This is a genomic window from Chryseobacterium jejuense (assembly GCF_900100075.1).
In the GTDB taxonomy this organism is placed as follows: domain Bacteria; phylum Bacteroidota; class Bacteroidia; order Flavobacteriales; family Weeksellaceae; genus Chryseobacterium; species Chryseobacterium jejuense.
On record NZ_FNEG01000008.1, the window covers coordinates 92,721 to 105,826 of the forward strand.

The 13,106-nt window shown below is 35.2% G+C and carries 14 protein-coding genes; 6 read left to right on the plus strand and 8 right to left on the minus strand.

The window, feature by feature from the left end:
* Positions 1–37 precede the first annotated feature (37 nt).
* The 6 genes from BLS98_RS20680 (at position 38) to serS (ending at position 5,863) form a co-directional block, all read left to right on the plus strand.
* Entirely contained in the window at positions 38–853 is an 816-nt protein-coding gene (locus BLS98_RS20680) for an FkbM family methyltransferase (protein WP_089739035.1), read from the plus strand.
* An 82-nt stretch (positions 854–935) separates the two neighbouring features.
* Positions 936–1,424 carry a hypothetical protein gene (locus BLS98_RS20685; RefSeq protein WP_089739037.1) on the plus strand — a complete coding sequence of 163 codons (489 nt, stop codon included), beginning with the start codon at positions 936–938 and terminating at the stop codon, positions 1,422–1,424.
* 186 nt (positions 1,425–1,610) lie between these two features.
* Positions 1,611–2,759: a glycosyltransferase gene (locus tag BLS98_RS20690; RefSeq protein WP_139166165.1), complete on the plus strand. Its 1,149-nt coding sequence runs from the start codon at positions 1,611–1,613 to the stop codon at positions 2,757–2,759.
* The gene (locus tag BLS98_RS20695; RefSeq protein ID WP_089739041.1) at positions 2,756–4,000 is read left to right on the plus strand and encodes an oligosaccharide flippase family protein; all 1,245 of its coding nucleotides are present in this window, start codon (positions 2,756–2,758) and stop codon (positions 3,998–4,000) included. Before BLS98_RS20690 ends, BLS98_RS20695 begins: the two co-directional genes overlap by 4 nt.
* A gap of 27 nt (positions 4,001–4,027) precedes the next feature.
* On the plus strand, positions 4,028–4,531 hold the full coding sequence (locus BLS98_RS20700) for a hypothetical protein (RefSeq protein ID WP_089739043.1): 504 nt from the start codon (positions 4,028–4,030) through the stop codon (positions 4,529–4,531).
* A 63-nt stretch (positions 4,532–4,594) separates the two neighbouring features.
* Complete coding sequence (gene serS, locus BLS98_RS20705; RefSeq protein WP_089739045.1) at positions 4,595–5,863, plus strand: serine--tRNA ligase; 1,269 nt, start codon at positions 4,595–4,597, stop codon at positions 5,861–5,863.
* A 60-nt stretch (positions 5,864–5,923) separates the two neighbouring features.
* Here the strand turns inward: serS and BLS98_RS20710 are convergent, their stop codons facing one another.
* From BLS98_RS20710 to ccoS, 8 genes are all read right to left on the minus strand, one after another.
* On the minus strand, positions 5,924–6,667 hold the full coding sequence (locus tag BLS98_RS20710) for a hypothetical protein (protein ID WP_089739047.1): 744 nt from the start codon (positions 6,665–6,667) through the stop codon (positions 5,924–5,926).
* A 19-nt stretch (positions 6,668–6,686) separates the two neighbouring features.
* Positions 6,687–7,412, minus strand: a complete 726-nt coding sequence (locus BLS98_RS20715) for a sulfite exporter TauE/SafE family protein (protein WP_089739049.1) — start codon at positions 7,410–7,412, stop codon at positions 6,687–6,689.
* The gene (locus BLS98_RS20720; protein ID WP_089739051.1) at positions 7,403–7,855 is read right to left on the minus strand and encodes a FixH family protein; all 453 of its coding nucleotides are present in this window, start codon (positions 7,853–7,855) and stop codon (positions 7,403–7,405) included. Before BLS98_RS20720 ends, BLS98_RS20715 begins: the two co-directional genes overlap by 10 nt.
* Before the next feature lie 9 nt (positions 7,856–7,864).
* Positions 7,865–9,319 carry a cytochrome c oxidase accessory protein CcoG gene (gene ccoG / locus BLS98_RS20725; RefSeq protein WP_089739053.1) on the minus strand — a complete coding sequence of 485 codons (1,455 nt, stop codon included), beginning with the start codon at positions 9,317–9,319 and terminating at the stop codon, positions 7,865–7,867.
* A 95-nt stretch (positions 9,320–9,414) separates the two neighbouring features.
* Positions 9,415–10,296 (minus strand): cbb3-type cytochrome c oxidase N-terminal domain-containing protein, encoded by an 882-nt coding sequence (locus BLS98_RS20730; RefSeq protein ID WP_089739055.1) that lies wholly within the window; start codon positions 10,294–10,296, stop codon positions 9,415–9,417.
* Positions 10,297–10,306: 10 nt separating this feature from the next.
* Positions 10,307–10,507 carry a cbb3-type cytochrome oxidase subunit 3 gene (locus BLS98_RS20735; protein WP_045501410.1) on the minus strand — a complete coding sequence of 67 codons (201 nt, stop codon included), beginning with the start codon at positions 10,505–10,507 and terminating at the stop codon, positions 10,307–10,309.
* Between the two features lie 17 nt (positions 10,508–10,524).
* Positions 10,525–12,786, minus strand: a complete 2,262-nt coding sequence (ccoN, locus tag BLS98_RS20740) for a cytochrome-c oxidase, cbb3-type subunit I (protein ID WP_089739057.1) — start codon at positions 12,784–12,786, stop codon at positions 10,525–10,527.
* A 21-nt stretch (positions 12,787–12,807) separates the two neighbouring features.
* Complete coding sequence (ccoS, locus tag BLS98_RS20745) at positions 12,808–13,017, minus strand: cbb3-type cytochrome oxidase assembly protein CcoS (RefSeq protein ID WP_089739059.1); 210 nt, start codon at positions 13,015–13,017, stop codon at positions 12,808–12,810.
* Positions 13,018–13,106 lie beyond the last annotated feature (89 nt).

Sequence of the window (13,106 nt, forward strand, 5' to 3'; positions counted from 1 at the left end):
TCGGAAATGCTGTATATTGCGGGCAGATAAAACTAGTATGAGAAGTCTTCTAGCTTCATTTTTTAAAATTATTTTAAGCATCCCCTTTTTCAGACAGAAGTATTTTACTTTTCACAAGTATATTTTCAACCCATATCATCCTTTTGATGGAGTAAAGAAAAATATTGTTTACAGAGGTTCCATCCAACTTAATTTAGATCTTGGTGACTGGATTCAACAACAGCTTTATTTTGTAGGAGACTATGAAAAGAATGAGATAGATTATCTGTATTCGGTTTTACAGGATGGAGATACTTTTATAGATATAGGAGGAAATATCGGGATATTTTCATTAAATGCCTCTCAAATTGTTGGAAAAGAGGGAAAAGTGTACGCTTTTGAAGCCTTTAAACCTAATTATGAGAAGTTTTCTCAACATCTTTCTATTAATCATTTCAACAATGTAACCCTGGAGCATCAGGCTGTTTCGGATAACAATAACTATATTGAAATTTTATACAATGAAAGTTATGGAAATGTAGGAATGGCTTCATCTTATCTTGAGAATTTTACGGCAAAAGAAAAGGTGAAAAGTATTATTCTGGATGATTATGTGAAAAATCAACAGCTTGTTAAGATTGATCTTATTAAAATAGATATTGAAGGTGGTGAGTTTTCAGCTTTACAAGGAATGCAGGAAATCCTTACTCATTATCAACCTAAAATTATCATAGAAATAAACAATATTGCACTGAAAAACTCGGATCACAGTGAAGAAGAACTGATCCGTTTACTTCTTGATAAGGGCTATTCCCAGACAAAAGTATTAAGCAGGAATGAGAACTCTTACAATGCTGTATTTGAATGTCTTTAACGGAGAATAATCTATTTACAGGATATAAGTCACATTCTGTCTGAAGAAAAAATCGTAATTTTATCCCCTAAATTGATTAGATATGAAAATTGAAGAATCAAACGTTGTAGAAACAAACGACTACAGAGTCATTATATATCCGGCTTCAAGACCATTTGAAACTAAAGAAGCAAAGGCCATCACAGAAAAACTATTTGATTTCCTGGCTGGTTGGGCTGCTCATGGAAAACCACTTTCTTCATCCTTTAAAATTGAAAAAAATCAATTCATTATCGTATGTGTTGATGAAGAAAAAGAAATGGCTTCAGGATGCAGTATTGATGCTTTAGGAAAGGTGATGAGAGAGATTGATGAAGAGTATCAGTTGGGATTATTTGACAGGATGAAAGCCAGCTTTGTAGAAAACGGAGAAGTGAAAACATTAAAACTTCTTGATTTCAAGAACAAATTGAGAAACGGTGAATTGTCTAAAGACATTGAAGTTTTTGACTTTTCTAAAAATACTTATCTTGATTTTTTAAGCCATTTTCTTCTTCCACTGGAGAAAAGCTGGGCTGGAGGGATCAGTTAAGTGTTTTATAACCAATAATAACATAAGGATGATGTATATCGTCCTTTTTTTATGCCCAGAAATCTGGACATTGTGATATTCTGAACAGTTCTTATAAAAGAGGGAAATTCATTACCTTTAACCATTGTTTTGCTTTGATGTGGTTTGCATTAATAGCCAAACACAGAGATACAACTTAATAACATTTTGAAAAGAAAAAAGATACTCTTCATCTCGTCATGGTTTCCTAATGCATTAGAGCCTACCAACGGCAATTTTGTACAGCGGCACGCGGAAGCCGTTTCATTATCGTGTGATGTTGAAATACTGCACGCTATAGGTAATTTTGAGCAGGAAGAACTCTATGTTTATGATGACAGAATGATTAATGGCATCAGAACCTTAATCATTTATTATAAAAATTCAAAAAATCCGGTTCAGAACTTTTTAAGAAGAATGAAAGCCTATTTTAATGGATTTGCCAAACTGAATACACCGGATCTTGTTCATGCTAATGTTTTGCATAACAATATGTTGTTTGCCGTTTATCTGAAAAAGAAATTTAAAATTCCATTTGTAGTTACAGAGCACTGGACGGCTTTGCAAAAGCAGAATCTTTCCCGAACATCAGGTAATATTAAACGGATTGCAAAATATATTGCAAAACATGCCGGATATATTTTACCGGTGAGCCACAATCTAAAAGATAGCTTGAAAGAGTTAGGAATCACCACACCGATGAAAGTTATATCGAATGTGGTAGATACTGATGTTTTTACCGTTAAACCTAGAATTGAGGCATCAAATCATGTGAAGTTTCTCCATGTATCAAGTTTGATTCTTCGTAAAAGACCTAAAGATATCATTAACGCCATTTATCTGTTGCATCAAAACGGATATCCGGTAAGACTGGAAATAGGAGGAGATGGAGACTCTGAATCTTTGCTGGCTTTGGTTAAAAAACTATCTGCAGAAGAATATATACAAGTTTTCGATGCCATAAGTTATGCTGAAGTTGCTGAAAAAATGCAAAATTCAGATTATTTTATCTTATTCAGTGAAAATGAGACCCAAGGATGTGTTATTCTGGAATCTTATGCCTGTGGGAAACCTGTGATCTCAACGATGGTGGGAGGTGCAGCAGAGTTTATTATAGATGGGCAGGGAATAGGAATTGAAAAAGACAATACAGATCAGCTTTATAAGGTTTTGGAGAAAATCTGCAAACAGGAATATACCTTTAAAAATGAAGCAGAGATCAGGGATTTTTGTGTGGATAAATATTCCCGAAAGGCTATTGCTAAGCAGTTTACCGAAATTTATAATGAAGTTCTTTCTAAAAACAATATCTCGTGAAAAGCCTGAAAGATTTTTTAAGAAATTTTTTTAGTAATAGTGGACATCATGTTTTCTTTTCATTTCTTATTGCTAAAATCAGTAGTTTTCTAGGATCTTTACTGATTATAAGATTGTTGCCAGAAAATGAGTTTGGGGTTTTAAGTATTGTTCTTTCTGTGCTCACTATTTTTGCTCCATTTACAGGTTTTGGAAGCAGCCAGAGTCTAATGCGTTTCGGATCTATATCATCAGATAAAGAAGAAAAATTGAAAATCTCATCTTACTTTTTTTTCAAAGGAATTCTTTTTGAATTGATTCTTATTATCTTGTTTTTGAGTGCATCTATCTTCTATTTTCATAAATATGAAGATATCTTTATTATTTTTATTGCCTGCGCTGTAAGACTTGGAGGATTTTACTTTCTAAATCATATTCAGGTTTTTTATAGAATTACAGGCAGTAATCAGATATTTGCTAGAATTAATAATGTAGTGAATATCGGCGGGCTGTTGCTGGTATTGGTTCTTACTTATTTCTTTAAGTTTTACGGCTATCTTATAGCCATCAGTATAACCCCATATTTGTCCTTATTGTGGCTAAAAAAAGATATATATGCACATCGTGCATTCAGACTTCAAAATTATAAAGAGATGTGGAGATACGGGATCTTTACAGCTCTTACATCCCTTACTTCAGATGCTCTTTATTCTTTGGATATCCTGTTACTTGGTTTTATGATGAATGAAAATGCCGTTGCCAATTACAGGACTGCAATTCTGATTCCTTCAAATATTATTTTTTTAGCGACCAGTTTTCTGCAGAGTGACTTCCCGGTTCTTTCAAAAAACTTTAAGGATAAAAAGTTTCTGCAGTCCTATGTGATGAATTTTAATAAATTTTTCATTCCCATTTGCCTGGGTATCCTACTTTTCTTTTATCTGTTCAAAAAGTACATTATCATTTTCTTCTTTGGAGAATCATATGTGGAGAATACAACATTATTTATGATTTTATCAGTAGGTTTTACATTGGGAATGCTAACCAGAAATTTATATGGAAACCTTTTGCCTGCGGTAGGGAAAGTAGAAATTAATACCTGGCTAAGCACGGGTTCACTTATATTTCTGGCAGTACTTGCTTATCTATTGGTTCCTGCTTATGGAGCTATTGGGATGGGAATTGCAATGACAGCAACACTGCTTATTTCAGGTTTGGGCTTTCTGTTTTTTTTCTTTTCCTACTTAAGGAAACTGCCTTAATAGCAAAATCTTTTTATCTTTGCTGGAATGAAAAATATCTTTCTTTATATCTTATTATTAAGCGGTGTGGTTATTAGCTGCGGAAGTGATGACGATTCTTTACAAAGAATTGATCAGATTCTAAATATCTATATGAAGTCTGAAACCAATCCGGATCTACTGAATGCTAAAAAAAGTGGATCTTTTACGAGTTTTTCAGTAAATGATATGTTAGGAGACAGAGACAACTCTCCAGTTACTACCATTCCTCTAAGAATGAGACAGGACTCTGTTTTTTATATAGAGTATATTGCAGGAGCGAAAAGAAAGAAATTTGATTCTGCAGGTATCAATTATTATTCAAAGATGGCAGTTACCTTAAATAAGACTGTTAATAATACTACTCAGTCGGTTACAGATATTCTTGAAATCCATTATAGAAAGACACCGGAATTATTTCAGGTTTCTGAGGTTTTATATAATACAAAATCCGTATTTTCAAAAGAATCGGGAGCGCCCAATTCCATAAATAACGTAACTGTCACAAAATAATTCTAAATTTGTAAAATGATTAGCTTATATTAGGCTAAATTTAATATTTAACATCTAAATAAAATGTTACAAGTCAATTTTTTACGCGACAATAAAGAACGCGTTTTAGAAGGTCTTCAAAAAAGACAATTCAAGAATCTTGAGTTGGTAGACGAAGCTATTGCTACTGACGATGAAAGAAAAAGAATCCAATTTGAATTAGATTCCCAGCTTTCCGAGATCAATAAAATCTCCAAGGAAATTGGACTTTTAATGAAGGAAGGAAAGAAAGAAGAAGCGGAATCAGCAAAATCTAAAACAGCACAATACAAAGAGTCGAGTTCAGAATTGAAATCTCAGCTGGAAGTAAAAGAAACTGAATTATTAAACATTCTGTATCAGCTTCCAAACATTCCAAACGAATTGGTAAAAAACGGAGCTTCTGCTGAGGATAACGAAAATATTTTCCAGTCTCACACTGTGGAAGGTCTTGGTGAAGGAGCTATCCCTCACTGGGAGCTTGCTAAAAAATATAACCTTATTGATTTTGAATTAGGAGTAAAAATCGCAGGAGCAGGTTTCCCTGTTTATTTAGGAAAAGGAGCAAGATTACAAAGAGCTTTAGTTCAGTATTTCCTTGATAAAAACGTTGAAAAAGGATATACAGAAGTAAATCCGCCTCACGTAGTGAATGAAGCTTCTGGTTATGGAACAGGACAGCTACCTGATAAAGAAGGGCAGATGTATTATATCAATGAAGATAATCTATATCTGATCCCTACAGCAGAAGTTCCTGTAACAAACCTTTATCGTGATGTATTATTAGATGAAAGAGATCTTCCGATTAAAAATACAGCTTTCTCACAATGCTACAGAAGAGAAGCAGGAAGTTATGGAGCTCACGTAAGAGGGCTGAACCGTCTTCATCAATTTGAGAAAGTAGAGATTGTAAGAATTGAAAAGCCAGAAAATTCTTATGCTGTTTTAGAAGAAATGGTAGAACATATCAAGGAAATCCTTACAGATCTTGAACTTCCATTCAGAGTATTAAGACTTTGTGGCGGAGATACAGGCTTTGCTGCTGCAATGACTTATGATTTCGAAGTATGGAGTGCTGCTCAGGAAATGTGGTTAGAAGTAAGTTCTGTTTCAAACTTTGAAACATTCCAAGCTAACAGATTGAAATGCCGTTACAAAGCAGACGGAAAATCTCAGTTAGTACACACGCTGAACGGATCTGCAATGGCATTGCCAAGAATTATGGCTGCTCTATTGGAGAACAATCAGACTGCAGAAGGAATTAAACTTCCTAAGAAAATTGCTGAATACGCAAGGTTTGATCTGATCAACTAAAAGGTATAAAGTTTCTATTTAAATAAAAAACCACTGAAATCTTCAGTGGTTTTTGTTATTTTATTCAGTAACAATGATGATCTTTTTATCAGCATTTTTCAATTTTGAATCTTTGTCATTCATCGCTTTCAAATCATATTCTATTCTTACAGAGTAATCATCAACCTGTTTTAGCCAGTCATGTTTACCGGTGATAGATTTTATTTTGTTTTCAAACTTTAAGGTAGTTCCGATGTTTTTGAGAAACATCATCATCATACCTTCCATATTTTCTGTTTCTTCTTTTGATCCTTGGGAACGAAGCACTTCTTCAATATTTTTAGCATTGAAAAAATCTGTATTAATGGTTAATGTTTTTCCATCCCAGGTATTGAGTATGTTTTGATCAAAGGGTAATTTATCGTCTTTGTTGAAATTCTTAACAACTTCATAATCATTAGGGGTGATGTGATCTAATTTAAAGGAAAATCCAATAGGGACGGGTTTCTTGTCTTCTTTTGTAGATTTTACAAAAACCTTTTTTATAATCCTGATCGTGTCCTGATTTTCCGTTTTCAGTTTTCCTTCTTTTTTTAGAAGATCATACATGCTTGTCCACACCGTTGGGAATCTGTCCATCTCCTTAAACTTGTCTTGTTTTAATGAATCTGGTGTCATAGCTTGCATCTCTGCCATAAACTCTCGGGTATCTACATCGGTAATCATAGATGTAGCTGAATCTTTATGATAGATTATTTCGGTATTGATGCTGCAGGATTGTAGAGTAAACAGACTTATTAAAAATAAGACGATTATTTTCTTCATGGTATACTATAAATTCTAATTAATGACAGTTAACGGCTCCGTTAGGATCTTTTGAAATAGTCATCGCTTCGGCTTTTGGAGAAACATAAGGAATACCAAGTTCTAAGCCTCTGAGGATAAAAAGTCCGCCCAAAATAATCATAATGATAGGGACTGCCTTTAAAACCTTTGTTCTGAAGGCCTGGTTCATAAGATTTCCAGCCAGAACGATAGCAAACATGAATGGAAGGGTTCCCAAACCAAATAAGGCCATATATAAGGCTCCCTGCCATATTCCTCCGCCAGCAAGACTTGCTGTAAGAGCCATATAAACCATTCCGCATGGTAAAAAGCCATTGAGAATCCCAGTTGAGAATCTCGAACGGTAATCTGCCTTTTGCAGTAAGCGTCCTAGATTGGATTTAACAGAGTATAAAAATTTAGATAGAAAAGGAATTTTTGAAGCAAAATCTTTTCCGCCAAATGAAAATACGGCCATAACAATAAGCAGAACACCGGCTGTAATGGTTAGATACTTCTGAAACCCGGCCATCTCAAATCCTTGTCCTATAATCCCAAGAAGTGCACCTAATAAAGAATAGGTGAAGATCCTTCCGAACTGATAGGTAAGATTTTGAAGATAAAAATTAGCCGCCTGTTTTTTGGTTAATCCCATCGATAAAGCAATAGGCCCACACATTCCGATACAGTGAAAACCGGAAGCAAAGCCTAAGGCAATAGCCGATACAATAAGTCCTATTTCCATATCACATCATAATCCATTCTATAGTCTGTTTTGTCTTTAGTCCAACTTAATCTCAGGGTATAATTACCCATCTTTAATACCTGTGCAGGGATAATGAAAGTGTGGTTGGCATCAAGATCTACAGATTTTTTGATGTCTAAATTCTGGTCGTCGGTTCTGTTTAAAACAAATTTTACCGTAGTATTTGAATGCGTATTATCTTTTGGAAAAGTGATTTTAATACCATTAGTGTCCTGGCTGAATACAGGTTTTTCCTGAAGTTCGTCAGCTCTTTTCTTGGAATCAATTACATCTTGATACTGTAATTCCTCTTCGTAATAATTATCGGTTACCATTTCAGAGTTCTTTTGCCCGTTCGGGAATAGAAACATCATGGATAATATAAAAATAATAAATGCTGCTAATGCAATTACAACACCGTGTCCCCAACTAAAGTTCTTCATTTTTTCTATTTAAAATTGCAGTTTGAATGGTCCTTCAAAATATGTTTGATAAGAATCGATAAGTTTACCCTTCATATCGTAAACTCCGATTGTGATGTTCTGTTTAGAAAGCTTCATTTCATCTTCCGGGAAGCTGATATTAATGGTCCCTTTTGAAATTTTATCCCTGTCTACAGGAATTTTACTTGAAGCACTATAAGTAATCTCCCCGTGAGCAGGTGCCATTACCTTGATGGTAACCATTTTCTTCTCATTGGTTTTATTCAGGAAGGTATAATTATAAGTATTGATAATTTTTCCTTCTTTCACGAAGAATGTACTTCCCGCAGGTTTAATGAATTTAGCTTCCATTTCTCCACGGCTGTAAAGAAGATAGCCTAAGAATCCTACCAGAAGGAATAAGAAGATACTGAACCCTTTCATTCTTCCGGTAAATTTGAACTGAGTTTCTTTCTCAATTTCGTTTTCAGAAGCATATCTTACCAGTCCTTTCGGAAGACCTACTTTTTCCATTACTTCATCGCAGGCATCAATACATGCTGTACAGTTGATACATTCCAGCTGTTGTCCGTCTCTGATGTCAATTCCGGTAGGGCATACTACAACGCACTGATGACAATCAATACAATCTCCTTTTCCTGCTGCTTTTCTATCTTCTCCTTTTCTCCATTTTGATCTTCCTTCTCCTCTTTTGAAGTCATAGAAAACGTTGATGGTATCTTTATCAATTAATACTCCCTGAAGTCTACCGTATGGGCATACCAATGTACATACCTGCTCTCTGAACCATGCAAATACAAAGTAAAATGCAGCAGCAAGGAGAATCATTACGATAAAATTGGTAGGATGTGCAAATGGCCCTTCAGACACAATTTTGATTACTTGTTCATAGCCCACAATATACATGAACATAAAGTGAGTAATGATTAATGAAATAACAATGTAAACAAACCATTTTAAAGTTCTTTTCCAGATCTTCTCGCTGTTCCACTCTTGTCTGTCCAGCTTCATTTGCTTGTTTCGGTCACCTTCAATCAGATATTCGATTTTACGGAAGATAGATTCCATAAAAATTGTCTGAGGGCAAATCCACCCGCAGAAAATTCTTCCGAATGCAATCGTAAAAACGATAATAAAGATTAATGATGCGATGGCTCCTAAAGTAAGGATAAAAAAGTCCTGTGGATAGAAAGGCTGTCCAAAAATGAAAAACTCTCTGTCTATCACATTGAATAATAACAATGGATTACCATTAATTTTGATGAATGGTAATGAAAAATAAATAATTAATAAGAGATAACTTACAATGTTTCTATAGTTAGTGTATTTTCCTTTTGGTTTTCTCGGAAATACCCATCTTCTTTTACCGGATTGCTCCATTGTCCCGATAGAATCTCTGTAAGTTTCAGGGTCCAGAACCTGTCCCTGTCCGCCTCGTACTTCTATTTCTTCTATGTCTGACATATTGTAATGTATTTAAAAAAGAAAAAACATAATTCGTTACTATTTTTAAGGTAATAACAAATTATGTTTTTTTCATATGTTTCTAATTTTTTAGATTATTCTTTTTCCCAGTGTGCTTCAGTTCCTTGAGGAGCAGCTCCTCCTTGAGCCGGAGTTACTGGTGGTAATTCCTGGTTGATGTGATATACATACGCTGCAATCTTTTCAATTTCAGCTCCAGAAACTTCTCCGTTTTTACCGAATGCTCTCATCGCAGGGTTAGTAGGAGAACCATTCCAGTCCATATGGAATACGTTTTTGAATAACGTCTTCTCTGGCATGTTGATCCAGTGGTTATCCGTTAAGTTTGGACCGATACCTCCACTACCGTCTTCTTTGTGACAAGATGCACAGTTTGTTTTGAATAATTCTTTACCTTCTGCAATATTATCTGCTGAATATTTAGCAGTTTCAATAGTTACAGGCGGCTGGCTTGCTTCATAAGCTGCAATGCTTGCCAATTGCTCCTTATATTCTTTTTCATACTCGCTTAACGGGTGAGCGAAATCTGTAAATGAATATGCGGCAATATATACAATACAAAAAGCAGTCCCAAAGTAGAATAAACCTACCCACCATTTTGGTAATTGGTTATCCAACTCCATGATTCCATCGAAACCGTGGTCAATAAGGATATCTTTTTCTTCTGTATCAGATTGCTTTTTAAAGGCAGCTGCATACATTCTTTTGAAGAAAGGAATTTTCTTTTCAGCTAAATAAGCCGCTTTCTCTTCCGGAGATAGTTTTTTGAATTTGTTGTTTTCAATCAAATCTCCAATAGAACTGTGGATAAAGGCAAGGATACTACCAATAACAACAGTTCCCCAGAAGTAAGGCGAAGCTAGGAACGCGTAGCTCTGCACAAACAAATAATAAAAAACTATTAAAAGTCCGATTATTATCAAGATGTTTACAACAACAGGTGTTCTTTGTTTCATAAAAAATAGTTTAATTTTTTAAATTAAAATCGTCGTCTTCATCCTCTCCAAGCGGAGCTTCTTCTTCCTCTTTGTAATATTTCTTAGGCTTGCTAAAAACATAGATTACCAGAGCTACGAAGAACAGCATAAAGAAAATCAGAGCCAGGGTCTGGTAGAAGCCAGCATTTTCTGTATTGGATAATATATCTTTAAAGTTCTGAGGAATCATACTAACCTTTTAATGTTTTAGTTATTACTTGCTGTTTTAATTTCAGTTGTTTTAATATCTGTTCCTAATCTCTGTAGGTAAGAAATAAGAGCTACAATTTCTTTTTTCTCTAATTCTCCCTGAGGTTTCTTAGCATAAGCCTCTTTCAAGTCATTTGCTTCAGAGAAGATATCTTTTACAATTTTCTTTGCCTGGTTATCTGCCCATGTATTGGCTGAGTCAATTTGAGCTTTTGTATAAGGTACATCAAATGTATTCTTCATTAGCTTAATCTTGTCTACCATCTTAGATCTGTCTAAGTCTGTAGCAATTAACCAAGGGTAACGAGGCATGATAGAACCTGCAGATGTAGATCTTGGGTTATACATGTGCTTGTAGTGCCAAGAACTTGGGTTTTTACCTCCTTCTCTATGTAAATCCGGTCCTGTTCTCTTAGATCCCCAAAGGAAAGGTCTGTCGTATACGAATTCTCCTGCTTTAGAGTACTGTCCGTTTTTACCGTTAAATCTTGTAATCTCATCTCTGAACGGTCTGATCATCTGAGAGTGACAAGCATTACATCCTTCACGAATATAAATATCTCTACCTTCAAGTTCAAGCGGAGAATAAGGCTTCACTGCTGAAATGGTAGGTACACTTTTCTTAAGAGATAGAGTAGGAATAATTTCTACCATACTTCCGATGGAAATAGTACACAATGACAATACTGTTAAAAGCAATGGCATTCTTTCTAACCAAAGGTGGAATCCTTCTCCTTCTTTACGTTTGTTTCCGATATTTGCTAATGCAGGTGCTTCAGCAGGAACTTCTTTCTGGAATGATCCTTTTCTTACAGTAGCAATTACGTTAACGATCATTAGGATAGCTCCAGAAATATAGAATAACCCTCCTAAGAATCTCATTTTAAAGTAAGGAATAATTGCAGTTACTGTATCCAACCAGTTTTTCCATAATAATGTTCCGTCTGGGTTGAATTGTTTCCACATTAATCCTTGTGTGAATCCTGAAATATACATTGGTACTGCATAGAAAATGATTCCTAATGTCCCTAACCAGAAATGCCAGTTAGCTAATTTTACAGACCAAATTTTAGTTCTCCACATAATTGGTACCAAGTAATAGATAACCCCGAATGCCATGAAACCATTCCATCCAAGAGCACCTAAGTGTACGTGACCGATAACCCAGTCTGTAAAGTGACCAATTTTGTTGATGTTTTTAGTTGCTAAAAGCGGTCCTTCAAATGTTGCCATACCATAACAAGTAACAGCTACTACGAAGAACTTAAGGATAGGATTTTCTCTTACTTTATCCCAAGCTCCTCTTAAGGTAAGAAGACCATTTAACATTCCTCCCCAAGATGGTGCGATAAGCATGATAGAGAAACCAGTTCCTACTGCTTGTGCCCATGCTGGTAGAGCGGTATACTGAAGGTGGTGAGGACCAGCCCAGATATATACGAAGATTAGTGACCAAAAGTGAATAATAGACAGTTTATATGAGAATACAGGTCTGTCTGCTGCTTTTGGTAAGAAGTAATACATTAAACCTAGAACCGGAGTTGTCAATACGAATGCTACTGCATTGTGACCATACCACCATTGTACGATGGCATCTTTTGCTCCTGCATATGCAGAATAAGACTTCCAGCCAGAGAAAGATAATGGAACTTCAAGGTTGTTGAAGATGTGAAGCATTGCTACTGCTACCCAAGTTCCAAGATAGAACCAAATAGCAACATAAAGGTGTCTTACTCTTCTCTTTGAAATAGTGAGAATCATGTTTGCTCCAAAAATGATCCATGAGAACGCAATCAAAATATCGATCGGCCACTCATGTTCAGCATATTCTTTTGAAGTATTAATACCCATAAAGAACGTAATGAACGTAGCAACGATCATAAACTGCCATGTCCAGAAGTGAATCCAAGATAATGTATCACTGTACATTCTTGTCTTCAATAATCTTTGCGTAGAGTAGTATACCCCTACATAAACAATATTACACACGAACGCAAAGATCACGGTATTGGTGTGCAACATCCTGATTCTACCAAAACCAAACGCTCCATGAGTGTTTATTAACCCTTGAATATTACCCGATGCCAAACTTTTAATGGTTGTATCATCTGTACCGAATAAGAATTCAGGTAATTCAGGGTAGAAAAGCATTAATGCCGCCGTAAGCCCGAACGTAAATCCTATGAAACCAAAGATAATGGTCGCATAGAGGAACGCACGGACAATACTATTGTCATAACTAAACTTTTGTGTTTCCATATCAACTATTCACTATTTTTCTCAATTTTTATTATTTTCTCCTATTTCTTTTTCGTCTTTATCCTTGTTGCCAGTTTCATTTTTTTCTTTGACTTCATCATCGAAAAGAATTCTAACAGCCGGAGATTCATCATCTTCAAACTGCCCTTTTTTGGCATACACTATAAATACGACCAGGAAGATCGCAGCTAAAGAAACACTGCAGACGATCATTAAATATAGAATATCCATTGGACAACAAAATTAACCTATTTTCGGGGTTCAAATTTAGTGAAAAATAATGACATTCATCACGAAATGCCGATTTCAGCTAATTTAAA

Excerpts from the sequence above, each read along its gene's own strand:
- BLS98_RS20680 (WP_089739035.1), top strand. The coding sequence starts at position 38 with ATGAGAAGTCTTCTAGCTTCATTTTTTAAAATTATTTTAAGCATCCCC.
- BLS98_RS20685 (WP_089739037.1), top strand. The coding sequence starts at position 936 with ATGAAAATTGAAGAATCAAACGTTGTAGAAACAAACGACTACAGAGTC.
- BLS98_RS20700 (WP_089739043.1), top strand. The coding sequence starts at position 4,028 with ATGAAAAATATCTTTCTTTATATCTTATTATTAAGCGGTGTGGTTATT.
- serS (WP_089739045.1), top strand. The coding sequence starts at position 4,595 with ATGTTACAAGTCAATTTTTTACGCGACAATAAAGAACGCGTTTTAGAA.
- BLS98_RS20710 (WP_089739047.1), bottom strand. The coding sequence starts at position 6,667 with ATGAAGAAAATAATCGTCTTATTTTTAATAAGTCTGTTTACTCTACAA.
- BLS98_RS20715 (WP_089739049.1), bottom strand. The coding sequence starts at position 7,412 with ATGGAAATAGGACTTATTGTATCGGCTATTGCCTTAGGCTTTGCTTCC.
- BLS98_RS20720 (WP_089739051.1), bottom strand. The coding sequence starts at position 7,855 with ATGAAGAACTTTAGTTGGGGACACGGTGTTGTAATTGCATTAGCAGCA.
- ccoG (WP_089739053.1), bottom strand. The coding sequence starts at position 9,319 with ATGTCAGACATAGAAGAAATAGAAGTACGAGGCGGACAGGGACAGGTT.
- BLS98_RS20730 (WP_089739055.1), bottom strand. The coding sequence starts at position 10,296 with ATGAAACAAAGAACACCTGTTGTTGTAAACATCTTGATAATAATCGGA.
- BLS98_RS20735 (WP_045501410.1), bottom strand. The coding sequence starts at position 10,507 with ATGATTCCTCAGAACTTTAAAGATATATTATCCAATACAGAAAATGCT.
- ccoN (WP_089739057.1), bottom strand. The coding sequence starts at position 12,786 with ATGGAAACACAAAAGTTTAGTTATGACAATAGTATTGTCCGTGCGTTC.
- ccoS (WP_089739059.1), bottom strand. The coding sequence starts at position 13,017 with ATGGATATTCTATATTTAATGATCGTCTGCAGTGTTTCTTTAGCTGCG.